General features: G+C 47.2%; 19 protein-coding genes. 7 read left to right on the forward strand and 12 right to left on the reverse strand.

The window, feature by feature from the left end:
• Positions 1-35: 35 nt before the first annotated feature.
• The 8 genes from prmC to OIU26_RS11310 all read right to left on the reverse strand — a co-directional run bounded on the left by prmC (position 36) and on the right by OIU26_RS11310 (position 7,222).
• Positions 36-935: a peptide chain release factor N(5)-glutamine methyltransferase gene (prmC, locus tag OIU26_RS11275; protein ID WP_264216877.1), complete on the reverse strand. Its 900-nt coding sequence runs from the start codon at positions 933-935 to the stop codon at positions 36-38.
• A gap of 3 nt (positions 936-938) precedes the next feature.
• Positions 939-2,006, reverse strand: coding sequence for a peptide chain release factor 1 (gene prfA, locus OIU26_RS11280; RefSeq protein WP_013373454.1), 1,068 nt, complete (start codon positions 2,004-2,006; stop codon positions 939-941).
• 336 nt (positions 2,007-2,342) lie between these two features.
• Positions 2,343-3,443, reverse strand: coding sequence for a redox-regulated ATPase YchF (gene ychF, locus OIU26_RS11285; protein ID WP_013373455.1), 1,101 nt, complete (start codon positions 3,441-3,443; stop codon positions 2,343-2,345).
• Between the two features lie 147 nt (positions 3,444-3,590).
• Complete coding sequence (locus tag OIU26_RS11290; RefSeq protein ID WP_264216878.1) at positions 3,591-4,082, reverse strand: GNAT family N-acetyltransferase; 492 nt, start codon at positions 4,080-4,082, stop codon at positions 3,591-3,593.
• Positions 4,079-5,179, reverse strand: a complete 1,101-nt coding sequence (fni, locus tag OIU26_RS11295; protein WP_264216879.1) for a type 2 isopentenyl-diphosphate Delta-isomerase — start codon at positions 5,177-5,179, stop codon at positions 4,079-4,081. Before fni ends, OIU26_RS11290 begins: the two co-directional genes overlap by 4 nt.
• A 307-nt stretch (positions 5,180-5,486) precedes the next feature.
• Entirely contained in the window at positions 5,487-5,978 is a 492-nt protein-coding gene (locus OIU26_RS11300; RefSeq protein ID WP_264216880.1) for a DMT family transporter, read from the reverse strand.
• A gap of 57 nt (positions 5,979-6,035) precedes the next feature.
• The gene (locus OIU26_RS11305; RefSeq protein ID WP_013373459.1) at positions 6,036-6,740 is read right to left on the reverse strand and encodes a Crp/Fnr family transcriptional regulator; all 705 of its coding nucleotides are present in this window, start codon (positions 6,738-6,740) and stop codon (positions 6,036-6,038) included.
• Between the two features lie 56 nt (positions 6,741-6,796).
• Positions 6,797-7,222: a DMT family transporter gene (locus OIU26_RS11310; RefSeq protein ID WP_013373460.1), complete on the reverse strand. Its 426-nt coding sequence runs from the start codon at positions 7,220-7,222 to the stop codon at positions 6,797-6,799.
• A 237-nt stretch (positions 7,223-7,459) separates the two neighbouring features.
• Between OIU26_RS11310 and OIU26_RS11315 the strand changes: the two genes are divergently transcribed.
• A complete protein-coding gene (locus OIU26_RS11315) occupies positions 7,460-8,956 on the forward strand; it encodes a phospholipase D family protein (RefSeq protein WP_264216881.1) in 1,497 nt (498 codons plus the stop codon).
• Between the two features lie 42 nt (positions 8,957-8,998).
• Here OIU26_RS11315 and cls read toward each other — a convergent pair whose 3' ends face one another.
• Positions 8,999-10,510, reverse strand: a complete 1,512-nt coding sequence (gene cls, locus OIU26_RS11320; protein ID WP_013373462.1) for a cardiolipin synthase — start codon at positions 10,508-10,510, stop codon at positions 8,999-9,001.
• A 195-nt stretch (positions 10,511-10,705) separates the two neighbouring features.
• Between cls and OIU26_RS11325 the strand changes: the two genes are divergently transcribed.
• The 4 genes from OIU26_RS11325 to OIU26_RS11340 are packed head-to-tail and all read left to right on the forward strand — an operon-like array spanning position 10,706 to position 12,947.
• The gene (locus tag OIU26_RS11325) at positions 10,706-11,299 is read left to right on the forward strand and encodes a TetR/AcrR family transcriptional regulator (RefSeq protein ID WP_090737936.1); all 594 of its coding nucleotides are present in this window, start codon (positions 10,706-10,708) and stop codon (positions 11,297-11,299) included.
• Positions 11,300-11,345: 46 nt separating this feature from the next.
• Entirely contained in the window at positions 11,346-11,687 is a 342-nt protein-coding gene (locus OIU26_RS11330; protein ID WP_016822861.1) for a DMT family transporter, read from the forward strand.
• Positions 11,687-12,001 carry a DMT family transporter gene (locus OIU26_RS11335; RefSeq protein WP_013373465.1) on the forward strand — a complete coding sequence of 105 codons (315 nt, stop codon included), beginning with the start codon at positions 11,687-11,689 and terminating at the stop codon, positions 11,999-12,001. Before OIU26_RS11330 ends, OIU26_RS11335 begins: the two co-directional genes overlap by 1 nt.
• 13 nt (positions 12,002-12,014) lie before the next feature.
• Positions 12,015-12,947, forward strand: coding sequence for a 1-phosphofructokinase (locus OIU26_RS11340; protein ID WP_264216882.1), 933 nt, complete (start codon positions 12,015-12,017; stop codon positions 12,945-12,947).
• Between the two features lie 99 nt (positions 12,948-13,046).
• Here the strand turns inward: OIU26_RS11340 and OIU26_RS11345 are convergent, their stop codons facing one another.
• Entirely contained in the window at positions 13,047-13,481 is a 435-nt protein-coding gene (locus OIU26_RS11345) for an Lrp/AsnC family transcriptional regulator (RefSeq protein ID WP_264216883.1), read from the reverse strand.
• A 345-nt stretch (positions 13,482-13,826) separates the two neighbouring features.
• Between OIU26_RS11345 and OIU26_RS11350 the strand changes: the two genes are divergently transcribed.
• A complete protein-coding gene (locus OIU26_RS11350; protein ID WP_264216884.1) occupies positions 13,827-14,291 on the forward strand; it encodes a DUF3592 domain-containing protein in 465 nt (154 codons plus the stop codon).
• Positions 14,292-14,302: 11 nt separating this feature from the next.
• Here the strand turns inward: OIU26_RS11350 and OIU26_RS11355 are convergent, their stop codons facing one another.
• On the reverse strand, positions 14,303-14,917 hold the full coding sequence (locus OIU26_RS11355; protein WP_025677564.1) for a LysE/ArgO family amino acid transporter: 615 nt from the start codon (positions 14,915-14,917) through the stop codon (positions 14,303-14,305).
• A gap of 46 nt (positions 14,918-14,963) precedes the next feature.
• Positions 14,964-15,593 carry a molybdenum cofactor guanylyltransferase gene (gene mobA, locus OIU26_RS11360; RefSeq protein ID WP_264216885.1) on the reverse strand — a complete coding sequence of 210 codons (630 nt, stop codon included), beginning with the start codon at positions 15,591-15,593 and terminating at the stop codon, positions 14,964-14,966.
• Between the two features lie 194 nt (positions 15,594-15,787).
• On the opposite strand from mobA, the gene OIU26_RS11365 reads away from it, so the two are divergent.
• Positions 15,788-17,035 (forward strand): MFS transporter, encoded by a 1,248-nt coding sequence (locus tag OIU26_RS11365; protein WP_264216886.1) that lies wholly within the window; start codon positions 15,788-15,790, stop codon positions 17,033-17,035.
• Positions 17,036-17,158: the final 123 nt, after the last annotated feature.

A 17,158-nucleotide genomic window follows, 5' to 3' on the forward strand; every position in this document is an offset into this window, starting at 1 on the left:
TCTAAAGGAAAGACTCGCAAAAAGAAAATGCAGCATTACTCCGAGACGCCTAGGACATGTCGCTCGATCCCCGCAAGGTCAGGAATGATTAGAATGTTCTTCCAATGACCTGCCTGTTCCAGCAGGTCAGCCACGTCTCTGGCCTGTCCCATCCCCAGCTCAAACCCGATTAGCCGGGGTGGGGCCTGAAGTAGCCCAAGCTGCTCCAGCATTGCCCGATACGGGCCAAGCCCGTCAGGACCCCCATCCAGCGCCATTCGCGGCTCATGGTCGCGCACCTCTGGCTGCAAGCCAGCGATGTCAGCAGCCGGGATATATGGCGGGTTGGACACGAGGATGTCCACCGCTGTTCCCGCAAACGGCACCAGTAGATCGCCCTCGCGGAATTCTACGGCTGCGCCGTTTGCGGCGGCGTTCTGGGACGCCATTTCAAGCGCAGCAGCAGAAATATCACCCGCTGCTACGTGCCAGCGCGGCCGCTCAGCCGCCAGCGTCACGGCAATCGCGCCGCTACCCGTGCCAATGTCGAGCGCGTGCGGAGCACTGCTCGGCCACAGCCGGTCACCGTGCTGGAGTATCGCCTCGACGAGCAGCTCTGTCTCGGGGCGCGGAATCAGCACCGACGGTGAAACCGCGAACGGGCGGCCATAAAATTCCTGCCGTCCGATAATATACTGCGCCGGTTCACCCGCAGCTTTGCGGGCGATGATCCGTTCCCATGTCTCCTTGACGGAGCAAGGGAACGGATCGCCCAGAGCGGCGTAAAACCTCGTACCTTCCAGCCCAAGCACATGTTCCAGCAGCAAGCGGGCATTATGCTGCGGCTCCAACACGCCGCAACTTCCTAAAAAAGAAGAAGCCTCAACTAAGGCTTCTCTGACACTCATGTTCCGTTCCGGCGGCATCCGATACACACAATCGCGTTCGTTCCCCAAAACTTAAACCTCTTGTTCCATCAAATCAGCCTGCTCTGCAATCGTGAGCGCTGATACGATTTCTTCGATCTCTCCGTTCATCACCTGGTCCAGCTTGTGCATGGTCAAACCAATGCGATGATCCGTTACACGGCTTTGCGGGAAGTTGTAAGTACGTATACGCTCACTGCGATCCCCGGTACCTACTTTGCTTTTACGCTCGCCTGCATATTTGGCTTCCTCTTCCTGACGCATCATATCCGAAATACGGGCACGCAAAACTTGCAACGCCTTCTCCTTGTTGGAGTTCTGGGATTTGCCGTCCTGGCAGGTTGCCACAATACCTGTTGGCATATGCGTTACACGCACCGCCGACTTGGTTGTATTAACGGACTGTCCGCCCGCACCGCTGGAGCAGAAAGTATCCACGCGGATATCCTTGTCTAAAATTTCGATATCCACTTCCTCTGCCTCAGGCATCACGGACACCGTGGAGGTAGACGTATGAATACGTCCGCCAGATTCAGTTGTCGGAATCCGCTGTACACGGTGCGCGCCACTTTCGAATTTCATTTTGCTGTATGCACCGCGTCCGTTAATCATGAAAATAACCTCTTTAAAGCCTCCAAGGTCATTCATGTTTGCATCCATCAGCTCTACACGCCAGCCTTGGGTATCTGCATAACGCGTGTACATCCGGTACAAGTCCGCTGCAAACAGCGCGGCCTCGTCCCCACCCGCAGCACCACGAATTTCGATAATAACGTTCTTATCATCGTTCGGGTCCTTCGGCAGCAGCAAAATACGAATTTTCTCGTCCAGCTCCCGCTTACGGGCACTCAGCTCTTCAATCTCCATTTTGACCATTTCACGCATCTCGTCGTCCAGCTTTTCTGCCTGCATAGCTTTAGCAGCGTCCAGCTCCTCAACGACAGTTTTATATTCGGTATATGCTTCATAAGCAGGCTGTAAATCAGACTGTTCTTTGGAATAATCTCTAAGTTTTTTGCTATCGTTCGCCACATCCGGATCGCAGAGCAGTTCGCTCAGTTTATCGTAGCGGTCCGCCAATGATTGCAATCGGTCCAACAAGCGATTCACCTCTTCAGTTAAATTAATATGAAACCAGCTTTAAATTCACTGGCTACAGCTCTTTATTATAACAACTATTCGATTAATTAGCTACATAAAATACTTGCTAATTTAGGATTTTGCAAAATTCCGCAAATCGATTGAAGTCGAATAAACAAAATCTCGCTAAAGAGTTGAATAACAAACTCTCAACTAATAAAAGAAATGCGAATCAAATATAAAAAGCCGCCGCCCGGGACAGGCAGCGACTACGTAATTGGTACATGCAGGCAACACATATATCATTACTTAATATGTTTGTATATAAACTCTGTTTGTTATACGCCGAGATGCATACTAAACATTAAAACGGAAATGCATTACGTCTCCGTCCTGCACCACATATTCCTTGCCTTCCAAACGAAGCTGACCACGTTCCTTGGCCCCGTTCATAGATCCAGCAGCGACCAAATCATCATAGGATACAACCTCAGCGCGAATAAATCCGCGTTCAAAATCCGAGTGGATTACGCCCGCAGCGCCAGGTGCTTTTGTTCCTTTGTGAATAGTCCATGCGCGTACTTCCTGCACACCTGCTGTGAAATACGTATACAGTCCCAACAGGCGGTAAGCTGCTTTGATCAGACGGTTCAGACCGGATTCAGCCAGCCCCAGCTCCTCGAGGAACATTGCCTTGTCTTCACCTTCCAGCTCAGCAATTTCAGCCTCTACTTTGGCGCTGATCGGTACCACTTCAGCATTTTCCGCCACTGCAAATTCACGTACCTTTTGCACATATGGATTGCTATCAGCTTCCGTTACACCATCTTCGCTGACATTAGCCGCGTACAATACAGGCTTCATTGTAAGCAAATGAAGGTCGCGTATAATCAACTTTTCGTCTTCTGACAATTCTACGCTACGTGCAGGTTTGTCAGCATACAGCGATTCCTTGATCCGTTCCAGTACTTCAACCTCTTGGGCATACTGCTTGTTGCCGCCCTTCATGTTTTTGCGGGAACGTTCAATGCGCTTGTCTACACTTTCGATATCCGCCAGAATCAATTCCAGATTAATCGTCTGAATATCGCTGATCGGATCAATTTTGCCGTCCACATGGGTAATATTCTCATCTTCAAAGCAGCGTACCACATGAACAATGGCATCTACTTCCCGAATATGAGCCAAAAACTTGTTGCCCAAACCCTCGCCTTTGCTGGCACCTCGTACAAGTCCTGCAATATCAACAAATTCAAAAGCCGTTGGTACCGTTTTGTTCGGTACTACTAGTTCAGTCAGCTTATCCAGCCGCTCGTCTGGTACTTCAACGACCCCTACATTAGGGTCAATTGTACAAAATGGATAGTTTGCGGATTCCGCCCCCGCCTGCGTTATTGCGTTAAACAGTGTTGATTTGCCCACGTTCGGCAGACCCACGATCCCCGCTTTTAAAGCCATAATCAGAACAACTCCCGTTTATATAAAATATGCGTTATACCATCTGTTAGTTTACCAACCCACATTATATAGGAGAACCTATACATGCGGCAAGCATATGACTGTGAATTTAGGGTTTTGCTGCATCCCTATTTTAGATTTCTTTATTTAGATTTCCTTGCTCATCTGGATATCCGTAACCCGATAACCAGACTTGCGATATACATGTAAAGCCCGCTCATTATGCCCAAATACATGCAGACCGATGCGAACCACACCCAGCTTCCGAGCTTCTTGTTCCAACGCCTGCATCGTCAACGTACCCAGGCCTTGCCCCTGATATGAATCGTAAACGAGAATATCCAGCAAAAAAGCTTCTTTGCCTTGCGCACCTTCTGTAATGTTGAACCATATATATCCCGCTTCCTCGGGGCCTTGATCCCCACTACCCGAATACTCAAGCATGTACAGGTGAGCATGGGGTGTATCCAGTCTTTGCGGCAAAAATGTTGCAAAGCTTTCCTTTGCCCGTTCTGGTGCCTCTTCCACCGTCCACGCGCCTGCCTGGATTTTCTCCTCCGCATAATCCGCGAGTGAGCGTTGCTCAAAGCGTTCATACTGCTCTGCGTTCATCGGAACCAACTTAATGAATCCACTCATCCGTTCGCCTTCTTTCTTAGTCTGGTCGTGTCTTTAAGACCTTCGATCCCAGCAACTCCGATGCCAAACATGACTGTGCGCAATTCCAGCTCTACTTGCTCCAATCGCTCTTCCAACGCCTCGCTGGAGGTGACCGCCGAGCCAAGCAAAGAGCGACCGAAGCCTGCCATGTCGGCGCCCAAAGCAAGTGCCTTCGCAGCATCGACACCGTTTTTCAGTCCACCGCTACCGATCAGAGTGCCATTAGGCTGGGCTGCTCTAACCTCCACGATACAATCAGCGGTCGAATTGCCCCAATCCGCAAACGCCTCCGCCGCTGCACGGCGCACAGGATCAGGATTACGAAATTTCTCCACCTGGCTCCAGCTTGTCCCGCCTGCACCAGCAACATCAATAAAAGCGGCGCCTGCATCATATAAACTTGATGCCGTCTCACCATCTATGCCCCAGCCTACTTCCTTCACGCCTACTGGCACCGAAAGACGATGACACAACTCTTCGATGCGCTCAAGCAGCCCGCTGAAATCCAAATTCCCTTCAGGTTGGAATATCTCCTGCAATCCGTTCAAATGCAGCACCAACATATCCGCTCCGGCAATTTCCACTGCACGTTGGCAATCATCCACGCCAAATCCGTAGTTCAGCTGCACTGCTCCCAGATTGGCAAGAATCGGGATGCTGGGTGCCAGACGGCGAACCGCAAAGGTTGAAGCCAACTCTTCTTTTTCCACCGCAGCTCGTACGGAGCCGACACCTAGCGCCCAGCCACGTCTCTCTGCTGTCTCTGCCAATCGCTCATTAATCGCTCCTGTCTCGGCACTGCCGCCTGTCATCGAACTGATGAGCAGCGGTGTCCGTACAGTACGTCCCATAAAAGTGGTATCCAGACGCACCTCGTCAAAGTGTAGCTCCGGCAAAGCGCAATGCTTAAAGCTATACCGCTCCAGCCCACTGGTGATACCATGTCCGGCCACATCTTCTTGCAGACAAAGGCGGACATGCTCAATCTTCCGTTCACCTGTCTGGGCGGCAGGTAACAAAGAGCCGGATCTGTTCGAGCCGTCAGGTGATCCTTTTTTATTTTCTGTATTACTCATCTATGTTCCACCTCATCCAAAGTCACTCTGTTTACTCCATCAGGTTCGTGAAGCACAAATAAGACCGTTCCCGAACACGGTAACCGATCTATTTATCGTCTCATATATCAAATATCTAAGCCCTTAAAGCACTATTTTAAGATATTTTCATTGTATCATGGATGGAAAAATATATACATGACTGTGAACATTTTTTCTTGCCTATGGGATGAAAAGCAGCACCTGCTTAAGATGCAGCTTTTCTACAAAATGCCCCTGCGAAAGCGGGACCCCAATCACAGCAGGATAAAGGTCATCACAACCTCCTTTAGCTCTTCATCGAATCAGGTATAGGTGTAATATTTTCTTGTGGCTCCTTCGTCCGCCCATGTCCAAATTTGAAAACGAGAATACCGCCAATAATGACGATTACACCGATCAACTTATTGAAGGTAAACGGAATCTTTTCTAATCCCAGCCATCCTAACGAATCCCACAACAGAGCGGTACCTAATTGTGCCGTCAATACGATGGAAATCGCATAGGTTGGGCCCAGTCGCTTCATTCCTTGCACCAGACAGAACACAACGCCAACACCAATCATGCCACTGAACCAATACCATAGCTGCATATGATGTAAAGCAAATGTATCTTTCCCTTCAAAAATAAGACTCCCGAGCAAGGAAGCCAAGAAGCCCGTTCCCAGTACCAATGTCGTTGTGGCCCATGAACCTGTCCGCTCATTCACCTTATTGTTGAATATCGTTTGCAGACTGACCAAAGCACCTGCGATAACTGCCAATATGAGCCCTAATAACATGTTTACCTCTCCCTTGATAGTCCCTTTATTGTGCTGCTCTACTGCAAAGCACTATGATTACAACGATTCATAAATATTATGGCCTGCCAGTTCACTCAAACCTTTTCTGTCCTTAATGACAATATAGCCTTTTGCCCGTTCAACCAATCCCTCTTCAATCATTTTGCGAATGACACGGTTAAGGTGTCTGTAACTGGTTCCGATCAAATTCGCCACATCCACCAGACTGGATGCCCGTAGTTCCTCATGAAAGGCAGAATTGGATTCGTCAAAAGAAACCGATAGCAGGTAGCTCGCCAGCCTGACTTCAACCGGATACATAAGGTTGAAACTGGAGAAATCAGAGTCCAGACAAAACTTTCGCGTGACAATATCCAATAGAAATTGCAGCAAAGGAGCATAATCTCTGCCGTACTTATTCATCCATTGGTGATGGACACCAATCACATAGATCGGCGACACTGCCTCTACTGTATTGATGACGTGACTATTACGAATATATTCAACATCTCCTATGACCTCGATCGGGGTTTTGAAGCAAAGGATCAGAGTCTTCCCTTCTGTAGAGCTGGTAAAAATTTTGACCTTGCCCTGCACCAGAATATACAGATGTTCAATAGCGTCTCCCTGCAAACAGAGTTTCTCCCCTTGCTCCAAACGATACAGCGACAAATAGGGATGTAGTGGCTCGTAGAGTATGGATTCCAACTGATGCAGATGCAAAAAATACTTTAGCTGCTCTTGATCCTGTATTTCCCTCATTCCTCAGCTCACCTTCAATTCTACGTTCTAAGCTTTTTCTATAATAATGTTTTATTTTAGAGCTTTAGAATAATGACACCCGCGATCATCATACCAATACCTATAAATTGTGGCAGCTTCATCTTTTGCTTCACAATGCCAAACCATCCCTTGATGTCTACCAGAAATGTTAAGCATAACTGAGCAATCAACAGCGCCGAGATCGTGAACGTAACCCCAATATGTTGAATGGCGGTGACTTCACTAAATATAATGATAGCCGCAAAAGCACCACCCCAAAGATACATCGGCTTTACCTGTTTCATTTCAGACACACGGCCATCCTTTGTAAACATCCAAACTAATGCTGCCAAAATAAAACCTATTAGCTGAGTAACGGCAGCCGCCTGCCATGTCCCGATATCCTGACTAATCCGTGTATTCGCTACCCCCTGTAGCGTAATACACGCGCCTCCCAGAAAAGCAAACAAGATTCCTCTCATAAATCGTTATTCTCCCCATGTAAATGACTTTTGTATCTATTTAAGTATAGGTCAGCCTGCCTATAAAGGACATATGTCCTCAATTAATTAATAAAACGTTTTCCATTTCATTCTGTTCAGCATTCCGCTTCAATCCTGTGGACTTGCGGTAATAATTAGACAGTATCTATTTCATAATCTGCATGCTCGGACACGATAAGATGGAATGCAGCATTTAATTAAGGAGCTGATCGTCGCATGATTAAACAAAATCCGCTGCATTCTGTGCCGGAATATCAAAGAAAAACCGTGCACAAGGGCCGTGCTCTTAAAATCGCTATTCTACTGCTTATCCTCTGGCTGATTGCCGTCATGCTGTATCAGACCCATAAACCCTTACCTCCGTTCGTCTCTTATGAAAGTCAGGAGTATTCAACAAACGAGGTAAACTTTTGGACGGATTTGACCTACCCTACTGGGGATGGAAGCACTGTACAACATGAAGGGCAAATTTTGAATCGTATGCTCGGCATCATTGATGAAGCCCAGCAATTTATCGTCATTGACCTGTTTCTGTTCAACGATTATAAGCATAAAGGCCAGCACTTCCCCGAAGTTAGCGCACAAATGACTAATCATCTTATCGCCAAAAAGAAAGCTTATCCTGAGATGCCTATCTTTTTCATTACAGATGAAGTCAATATCAACTATAATTCTGCTCCCAATCCTTTGTTGGAGAATATGAAGCAAGTAGGAATTCAGGTCGTGCAGACCGATGTCGACCCGTTGCGGGACTCCACGCCCATCTATTCAGCGGTGTGGCGTACCTTTTTCCAGTGGTTCGGGCAGCAGGGCACAGGCTGGATTCCCAATCTGATGGCCAGTGACGGACCTGACGTTACGGCTCGCTCTTATTTAAAGCTGTTAAACGTCAAGGCCAATCACCGAAAATTGGTTGCCAACGAGCAAACTGCTCTCATTTCTACAGGTAATGTTCACGATGCAAGTGCCTATCATTCCAATGTTGCCCTAGAAGTGAAGGGACCGATCATCGGAGATATTTTACAAACAGAGCAGGCGGTATTGGACTTCTCGGGCGGAGGGCAACTTCCTGTCTACACACCTCAAGCAGAGCCCCTAGTCCCATCAGGTAAGGACAGCTACCGGATCAAATATCTCACGGAAGGCAAAGTGTATGCCTCCGTTCTGAATGGCATTAAGCAGACGAAGCAAGGTGACAGCATTCATATGGGCATGTTTTATTTGGCTGATCGCAAAATATTGAATAGTCTGCTGGATGCCTCGGCACGCGGCGTAAACATCCAATTGCTGCTGGACCCCAATGAAAACGCGTTCGGGCAGGAAAAAATAGGTATCCCTAATCGTCCGGTTGCCCAAGAGTTGTCCGATAAATCAGATGGAAACATTCAAATTCGTTGGTATCATACTACCCATGAGCAATTCCATACGAAGCTGATTTATATTGCCAAGGTACAAGGAGAGCATTTGATTTGGGGTGGCTCTACCAATTTGACTCCCCGTAATTTGGATGATTTAAATCTGGAGAATGAACTGTGGGTGGCCGCTCCGGCGGACAGCAAGCTGACCCGACAGGTGGCGGCCTATTTTGATAAGCTGTGGAATAACCGGGGAGCTGAATACAGTCTGGATCTGGCGGCTTACGAGGATCATTCAACATTTTGGAAAGATATTGTATACCGTCTCCAGGATATTTTGGGCTTTACTACATTTTGACTATAGGATCTGCTACCTTATCCACAGCTCTTCATTTGTGCATTACAGCAGCGGTGAAAGCAGCCGAGCCAGCGATTCCATCAAACGTTTGAACAGACGTTTTTTCATGAATTCCTCGCGTACGATCAAACTGGCATTCTGCAAATCTCGCTCATAGTCGGTCACCATCTGCTGCACACTGTGTGTTTGAATCAACAGAGCGTTCACTTCAAAATTCAGATGGAAGCTACGCATATCCATATTGGCTGTCCCAATAGTCGCAACTTCCCCGTCAATAATGAGAAGCTTGGAGTGAAGAAATCCTTTTTCATATTCATATACCTTGACTCCCACCTCCAGCAACGATTGGAAATACGAGTGGGATGCGAGAAAAGGCAGCCATTTATCCGGTTTCGCGGGAAATAGAATACGCACATCCAACCCGGATAGAGCAGCCATCCGCAAAGCAGTCAGGATATCTTCATCCGGGATAAAATAAGGAGTGGCAATCCAGACGGATTTTCGAGCGGAGGTGATCATGGAGAAGAATAGATTTTTAAGCACTCTCCGCTCATTGTCTGGTCCGCTGGCAATAATCTGTACGCCGCCATCCGTGATCGGTTCAATATCGGGAGACAGATATTCGCTATCCAATACTGATTCACCCGTCATATGAAGCCAATCCTGTAAAAATATAAGTTGCAACGTCCGCACAGCTTCGCCCTTCACAATCATATGCGTATCACGCCAAAAGCCGTAAGCTTTGTTGCGGCTGAGATACTCATCTCCCACATTTAGGCCACCGATTAATCCAATATTACCGTCGATAACTACAATTTTACGGTGATTACGGTAGTTTACCCGACTGGAGAAGAACAAAATCCGAGCGCCTCCGTATGCAACAACCTCTACTCCTGCATCTTTCATTTCCTTCAAAAATGCCTTCGATAACTGAATACTACCGACTGCATCGTACATAAACCGAACCTTAACACCCGCTTTAGCCTTTTCAATCAAAATTTTCTGAATGCTGGTACCGATATCATCCGAGCGGAAAATGTAATATTCCATATGGATATGATGCTGCGCCTTGCGCAGTTCTTCGAGCAGCGTGGAGAAGGTTTCATCTCCATTATTCAGAATCTGGGTTTCTGTCGCAAAATAAATCGGGGAGCGGGCCAATCTCCGGGCCAGGCGCATTAACTGCTGCTGCTCATCTGTAAAGCAGGTCAGATCTCGTTTGACCCGCAAAGCATCCTTTTCGATACGCTCATACGCCTGTTGGTCACGCAATGCCTTTTTGTCATACTTACGGCGCTTGAATACATTTTGCCCAAATAAAAAATAAAGAGGAAGTCCAACGACTGGCAACAACGCCAGCAGCAAAATCCATGACATGGTGGTGGAAGGATTACGATTCTCCGTGAAAATAATCAGACTTATGGAAATAACCGTCAAGGTAGAGAAAATACTGATGACAGTTCCTTCATTTTTACCGATGTAATTAAACAAGCCAAAATAATAAATAATAAACACCATAGCCGCGATCAATACGGCCAGTAAGCTTCGCCTCATAACTAACCTCACTTCCAATGGACTGCATTTGAACAGGTATTCCTCATTATATTGTACATGAGCCCCTTATTTCTTCCCACTTTTTTATTTAATGTTGAATAAAAAAATCCAGAGTACATAATGAAATGTCGATGGGTTGACACTTACTTTTTTTCATGTGAAAATAAACTAACGAACGTTAGGTAGGTGATAATAATGGGAATGGAAGAGATTCGAAAGGCCGCTCTTTTCCAATTTGCCGCCAATGGGTATGAGGGAGCATCCTTGAGCAGTATTGCCGCCGAGGTTGGAATCCGAAAACCGTCTATATATGCGCATTTTCAGGGTAAGGAGGATTTGTTTTTGCAGGTGGCAAGTTACGCGTTTCAAGAGCAGAATTTACGTATTTTTGAATACTTTACGGAACGCAAAGAACAGTCGCTGGAGCATACACTGCATAATTTCTTGTTCTGGATGGAACAGGAATATGAGGGCAACAACTCAGCCAAGTTTATGCTTCGTTTTTCCTTTTTTCCACCTGTATCTTTATATAACGAGGTACTGAATATTGTGAATCCTTTTCTGGAACAAATGGAGCGAAAATTAACTCGTCGCCTCCGAAATGTACGGGATCGGGAACCCTTTGGGCATATGGAGCCAGCGGATGTGGCTTTAGGCTACATGACACTGGTGGATGGAATTATAGTAGAGCTGCTGTACAGCGGAAGCACCAACTACCACCGAAGGCTAAACGCTGCATGGCCTATTTTTTGGCGTGGAATTACATTAACTTCACCTCGTGAAAGGTGAAGTTAATGTAATTATAAAATTATACTGAATTGAGGAGAAATTCATCATGAACCGCAGTTGGATTTACGTTTTTGTTGGAGGCCTGATTGAGGTCGTATGGGTATCAGGTTTGAAGCATGCAGATTCTGTACTCACCTGGGCTGTAACTGTGCTGGCTGTGGTGGCCAGCTTTTATTTAATCATGAAGGCTGCAAAGCGTCTGCCTGTAGGCACGGTGTATGCTGTATTTACCGGACTGGGGACAGGGGGAACCGTCGTAGGTGAAATGCTGCTATTCGGGGAGCCGTTTCAATGGTCCAAAACACTGTTAATCGCCCTTTTGCTAGCGGGTGTGATCGGCTTGAAGTTAGTTACCGATCGTGATGCTCAGGAAGGGAGTGGTGCATAATGGCTTGGATTGCATTGGTTATCGCGGGATGCTCGGAAGTGCTTGGAGTCATCGGCATGAAGGGAGTTACGGTCGGCAAAGGGTGGAAGGCTTTAGCACTTATGATCTTATCCTTTATTCTTAGCTTCTCTCTGCTCAGCTACGCCATGAATAGTTTGCCTATGGGAACTTCCTATGCCGTATGGACAGGCATTGGGACCGTCGGCAGTACAATTACAGGCATGTTCTTGTATGGCGAGCAAAAAAGCGTACTGCGTGTTTTGTTCATCGCCATGATTCTTGCCGCAGCATTGGGCTTAAAGCTGATTTCTTAAGGAGTGATGCCTTGTGATTACCACTGTAACACTTAACGCGGCAGTAGATAAAATCTACACGGTTGCAGGCTTTGGATTGAATGCCGTCCACCGCATAGAAAACGGTCTGACAGTACCAGGCGGCAAGGGCGTGAATGCCGCTCGTGTCATTCGCACACTAGGTCAGCCTGTACGAGCGACCGGGTTTGTGGCCGGACACACCGGACGGCTGCTCATCGACGCCTTGAGCGCGGAAGGCGTAAACGCCGATTTCATCGAAACGGCACACGGGGAAACCCGTCTCGCCATAACCGTGCTCGACCCGGCTGCCCGCACGCAGACCGAGCTGATTGAGAGCGGCCCGACCGTGGGGCCGCTTGAACTAGCCGCGCTGCGGCGCAAAATCGCGACCCTTGCCGAGGATTCGGCTTGGGTCGTTCTCTCCGGCAGCCTGCCACCCGGCTGCCCGCCCGATCTATATGCCGAGCTGTGCACGCTGGCGAAGTCGCGCGGTGCGCGGGTGGCGCTGGACGCGAGCGGCGAGGCGCTGCGCTTGGGGCTGCGCGGAAAGCCCGACCTCGTGAAGCCTAACGAGGACGAGGCCGCCCGCTTCGCGGGAATCGACGCAGCGCGCCCAGATGCCGCTGAAGCGGCAGCATCGCAGCTGCTGGAAGCAGGAGCGCAGCTGGCCGTCATCTCGCTCGGCGCGCGCGGGGCGCTGGCGGTAACACGCGATGCGCGCTACCGTGTGAGCCTGCCGGACGCGGACATTGTCAGCGCGCTCGGCAGCGGTGACGCCATGGTCGCCGGAATGGTTACCGGCGCGGCGGCGGGGCTGGATCTCCCTGCCATGCTGCGGCAGGGAGCGGCCTGCGGCACAGCGGCGGCTCTGCACGCCATGGCCGGCAAGATCGAGCTCCAGGACGTGGAGCGTCTGAAGCAGGGAATTACGGTGACGCTGGTGTAATTCAGCGTCACCTTTTTCATCCAACCATTCACCTAATTTAATGTCACGAATAACAGCTTTACTGAATGTTTTGTTCCAAATATGCGTTTCTCTGCTGACCTACAATAAAACCCTGTTTTCCAGTATATTTTTCATACAAATATGCGATTTTGAAGGCCCCAGCTTGACTAAAGAATCCTGAAACTCTGCAATTTCCTCTACAGACGAACTTCGTACCTTAATGAGATAATTAAATTCCCCACTGATGCGGAATAAATCGGTAACTTCCTTTGCCGCCTTACAAAAATCAATCAGCTCTTGGCAATGTTCCGTCTTTACCAGAATAAACGTTGTTGTCCCCCGATTCAGTTCCCGTAAATTAAATACAGCATTATATCCAGAAATAATCCCTCGTTCTTCAAGCTTGGTCATTCTTTCTTTAACGTACGGCTGTGACATCGAAATTTCTTTACTGATTTGGGAAATCGTTATTCGGGCATCATGCTGTAGCAATTTCATGATTTTGTGGTCTATATCGTCCATCTGATGCTGCATATCAAGCACCTCCTGATCAAATTTAAAAAGCAATGTTTTTCATCCAAATTAGCTTTTATTTAATAACTAATATCGTATAAAAATCTTATTTTAAATATATATGTAGCACATAATAATTCATATAATAAGGTTATCGAGGATATTGATTTTGATATGTCTCTATCGAGCAAAAAGTTGTCCAAGAGCTATTGAAAAGATCCACTTCCCAGGGAAAGTGGATCTTTTTTGTATTCCATTCCTCTGCGCCTTATTCCCTATGGAAAAATTAAACTATTCGTAAGTATATCCGATATATTGTTTATTGCTTGGTTAAAGGAGTAGATTATCATTTCAATTGATTTCAATGTGTACTGGTTTCATTTTAGCTCCGATCTGCTCATGCCGTTGTTTAGCTTGATCGGTCTGTTGTTCATCTATTTTGGATTCAAAACGATCCGTCGCCATCGTTATCGTAAACGCCACTGGGTCCGTACCAAAGGGCAAATCGTTGACGCGCATATCGAAGTAGATATCGATGTCGTTCCCTTTGACCGTGATGATTCGGTAGATACCAGCTACACCCGCCGATTAAAGGTACGCTTCTATACAGCTTCAGGTGAAGTCGTGGAATTCTGGAATCCTTATAGTACCAATCTCAGCCTTAACCGGGTTGGCAGTAAGATTAAGGTATTATACAATCCGGCTAACCCTCGGGACGCCCGAATTGCTGGCGGCGTAAATGGTGCAGGCTGCCTGGCCTTTATATTGTTTTTGATTGGTGTCCCCTTTGCTTTGAGTGGGGTATTCGCTTTATTGAAGTTTTTCTTCTAACAAGGATCGGGTCACATACTGGTCATAAAATTTATCGCCATATAAAAGGCCAGACCCAAAATAATCAGTGCCGATATTTTGTTGAGCACAGTACCAAACTTTCCTTCTGAATCCATACGTCCTACAAGCCGTCCCGCCGTTGCCAGACCCACAAACCATATCCACGATACTGACACAGCGGCCAGACCGAAGGCCCAACGTTCCACGCCGTTATATTGCAGGGAGCTGGTTCCAATTACACCAACCGTGTCGAGTATGGCATGTGGATTCAGTAGTGATACCGAGGCGGCAAAAATCATCTGGCGTTTCGGCAGCATCGGCTGACTTTCTCCCGAGGAAGCAGCCTTCGATCTCCAAAGAGTCCAAGCCATATACAGCAAGAACAAACAGCCCGCCGCATAAAGCACATTCGTGAGCCATAGAAATTGCTGCAAAACAAGGGATACACCCCCAACAGCAAGTGTGATCAGAATGGTGTCACAGACACCCGCTGTAATGACAGCAGGCAGTGCATTGCGAAACCGCGACTGAGACGCCCCCTGATTAAACACAAATACATTTTGTACCCCTAAAGGCAAAATCAATCCCAATGCCAATAAAACGGCATGTATAGTAGCTTCCAGCATGTTATGTACTCCCCCAAATTCATTGCTTAATATTCTCTAAATGCTTCTAATCCTTCCGGAACTGCTCTAACACAAGCTTGTAATCCTGAGGATTATTCATGTTGAACACGGCATTGTGCCATATATTCTCAGTCACTCCCGGCATATCCGCTATGGTTGCATACCGAACATTCAACGTTTCCAACCATTCGGTGAGACGAAGCCGTTTATTCCGCAAACGTTCCTCAGCAGATGGCAATACGCTCCGATGATACACTCCCAGCAAAGGATGCATACGTCCGGCCACAGAAGCAATTACCGCTTGCAGTGGTGATTCCGCTGCTCCTTTGGATGCCGCCCACTTCTCAGTTAAAACAAGCAAGGCTTGCAGCACTTCCAGCTGTACAAAAGGCATATCACAGGCCACGACTATTCCCCATTCCGTAGTAGATGCAGATAATCCTGCATGAATACCACTCAGAGGTCCCATGCCTGGATAGATATCAGGTATAGTTTCAATACCGCTCAGTCCATATCCTTGATCGTCACGGGTGACTACTATCACCCGTTGGGTCGCCTGCTGCAATGTAATATATGTCCGTTCAAGCATAGTAGCTCCTTCAATCTCTAGCAGAGCCTTATCCTGTCCCATTCGGCTGGAACGACCTCCTGCGATGATAATACCAGTCACTTCCATTAAAAACTCCTCCTTTTTTCAAAAAACAATCACAAATATGCATATGGAATTTTGGACAAAATTGAAATTTACATAATTGTAATTTTATTGGTTTGTTAACCCTTTCAACACATGATACATTGGAATAAAGAACATTCCCACAGATCGACATCGGTGCGTAGTTCTCTATCGGGCTAAGAAAGGAATGGCTTGTCTTGCAAAAGAGAGAAATTCAAGAGACTCCCCTATATTCCCTAAAGCTATATAACTTTTTTCTATATGGAGCTATGGTCATTTTTTCCAGCTTCTTCCCGTTGTATTTGCAAGATATCGGTATGGACAAGCTGGAAATCGGGAGTCTGATGGCCATCGGACCTTTTGTATCTGTATTCGCGAACCCTTTTTGGGGATATACAAGCGACCGGAGTCGAAATCTCCGACGTATTCTACTATTTATGATTATAGGTACACTGTTACTGCTACAAGCTTTATTTCATGTTCACACGTATGTCATGATTTATGTGTCGATGATTGGCTTTTACTTTTTCCAAAGCCCGTTATTTGCCCAAAGCAACACCCTGATTCTCAGTTATATTGAGGGCACAGACCGGAAATTTGGTTCATTTCGCATATGGGGTTCCTTCGGTTGGGCTGTGACTGCGGCAGTTGCCGGCATCGTTGTTGACCACACAGGAGTATCCAGTATATCCACCATCTTTACGATACTTCTTCTGGCTGCATTGATCTGCACCTTGGCAATTCCACCACTGAAAAGCACTGTGGAGACGGCAACCATTCATTTACGTGGCTTTGGCAGTATTTTATTAAACGGATACTTTATATCCTTCATTTTGTTAGGCATCCTTGTATCGATTCCTAATTCAATCAACGGCGCCTTTATGTCCTTGTACATCACCGAACTGGGCGGGTCCAAGCTGATGCTTGGTTTTGCCGTTTTTATGTCATCGGTATTTGAAATTATTGTCTTTTTAATGTTTGATCGCTTCTTGAAGAAAAAAATGACCGTGATGGTCGGCTGTTTGGCACTCGTCAGTTTGCTGTTTGCCTTACGTTGGGAACTCATGGCGCTGGCTACAGACCCGATTCAGATCGTGTTCATTCAAGCACTTCATTGCGTCACCTTCGGTGGATATTTCTATGTAGGCACCCAGTTGACTGTCCTGTTCACTCCTACAGCATACCGATCATCCGGACAGGCCGTATATACCTTGACCTGGAGTGGTATATCCGGTATCGTAGCAGGTTTTGCGGGAGGTTGGCTATTCCAGAACTTCGGTGGTGAAATGATGTACCATGCAGGTGTCTTCTTCGCCCTGCTTGGCTCTGCGGGATTTGCTATCATGTGGTATATGCTGTACAAGAACGGCTACCAGCCAGGACATGGCGGTGAGCACAAACCAGGCGAGCATAAACCATTAGATGAAGCACCACAACGACAATAGAGTGTCTTCACGTCAACGGTCATGTTCTGAAGAACGGGTATGCGTAAAATAAAGGAGTCTGCCGTTGGCAGACTCCTTTTTCACTTGGCCGCACGAAGCAACCATCCGTCCCACTTTTCCAAC

The organism is Paenibacillus sp. BT-177 (assembly GCF_025846815.2).
GTDB classification, from domain to species: Bacteria; Bacillota; Bacilli; order Paenibacillales; family Paenibacillaceae; genus Paenibacillus; species Paenibacillus polymyxa_C.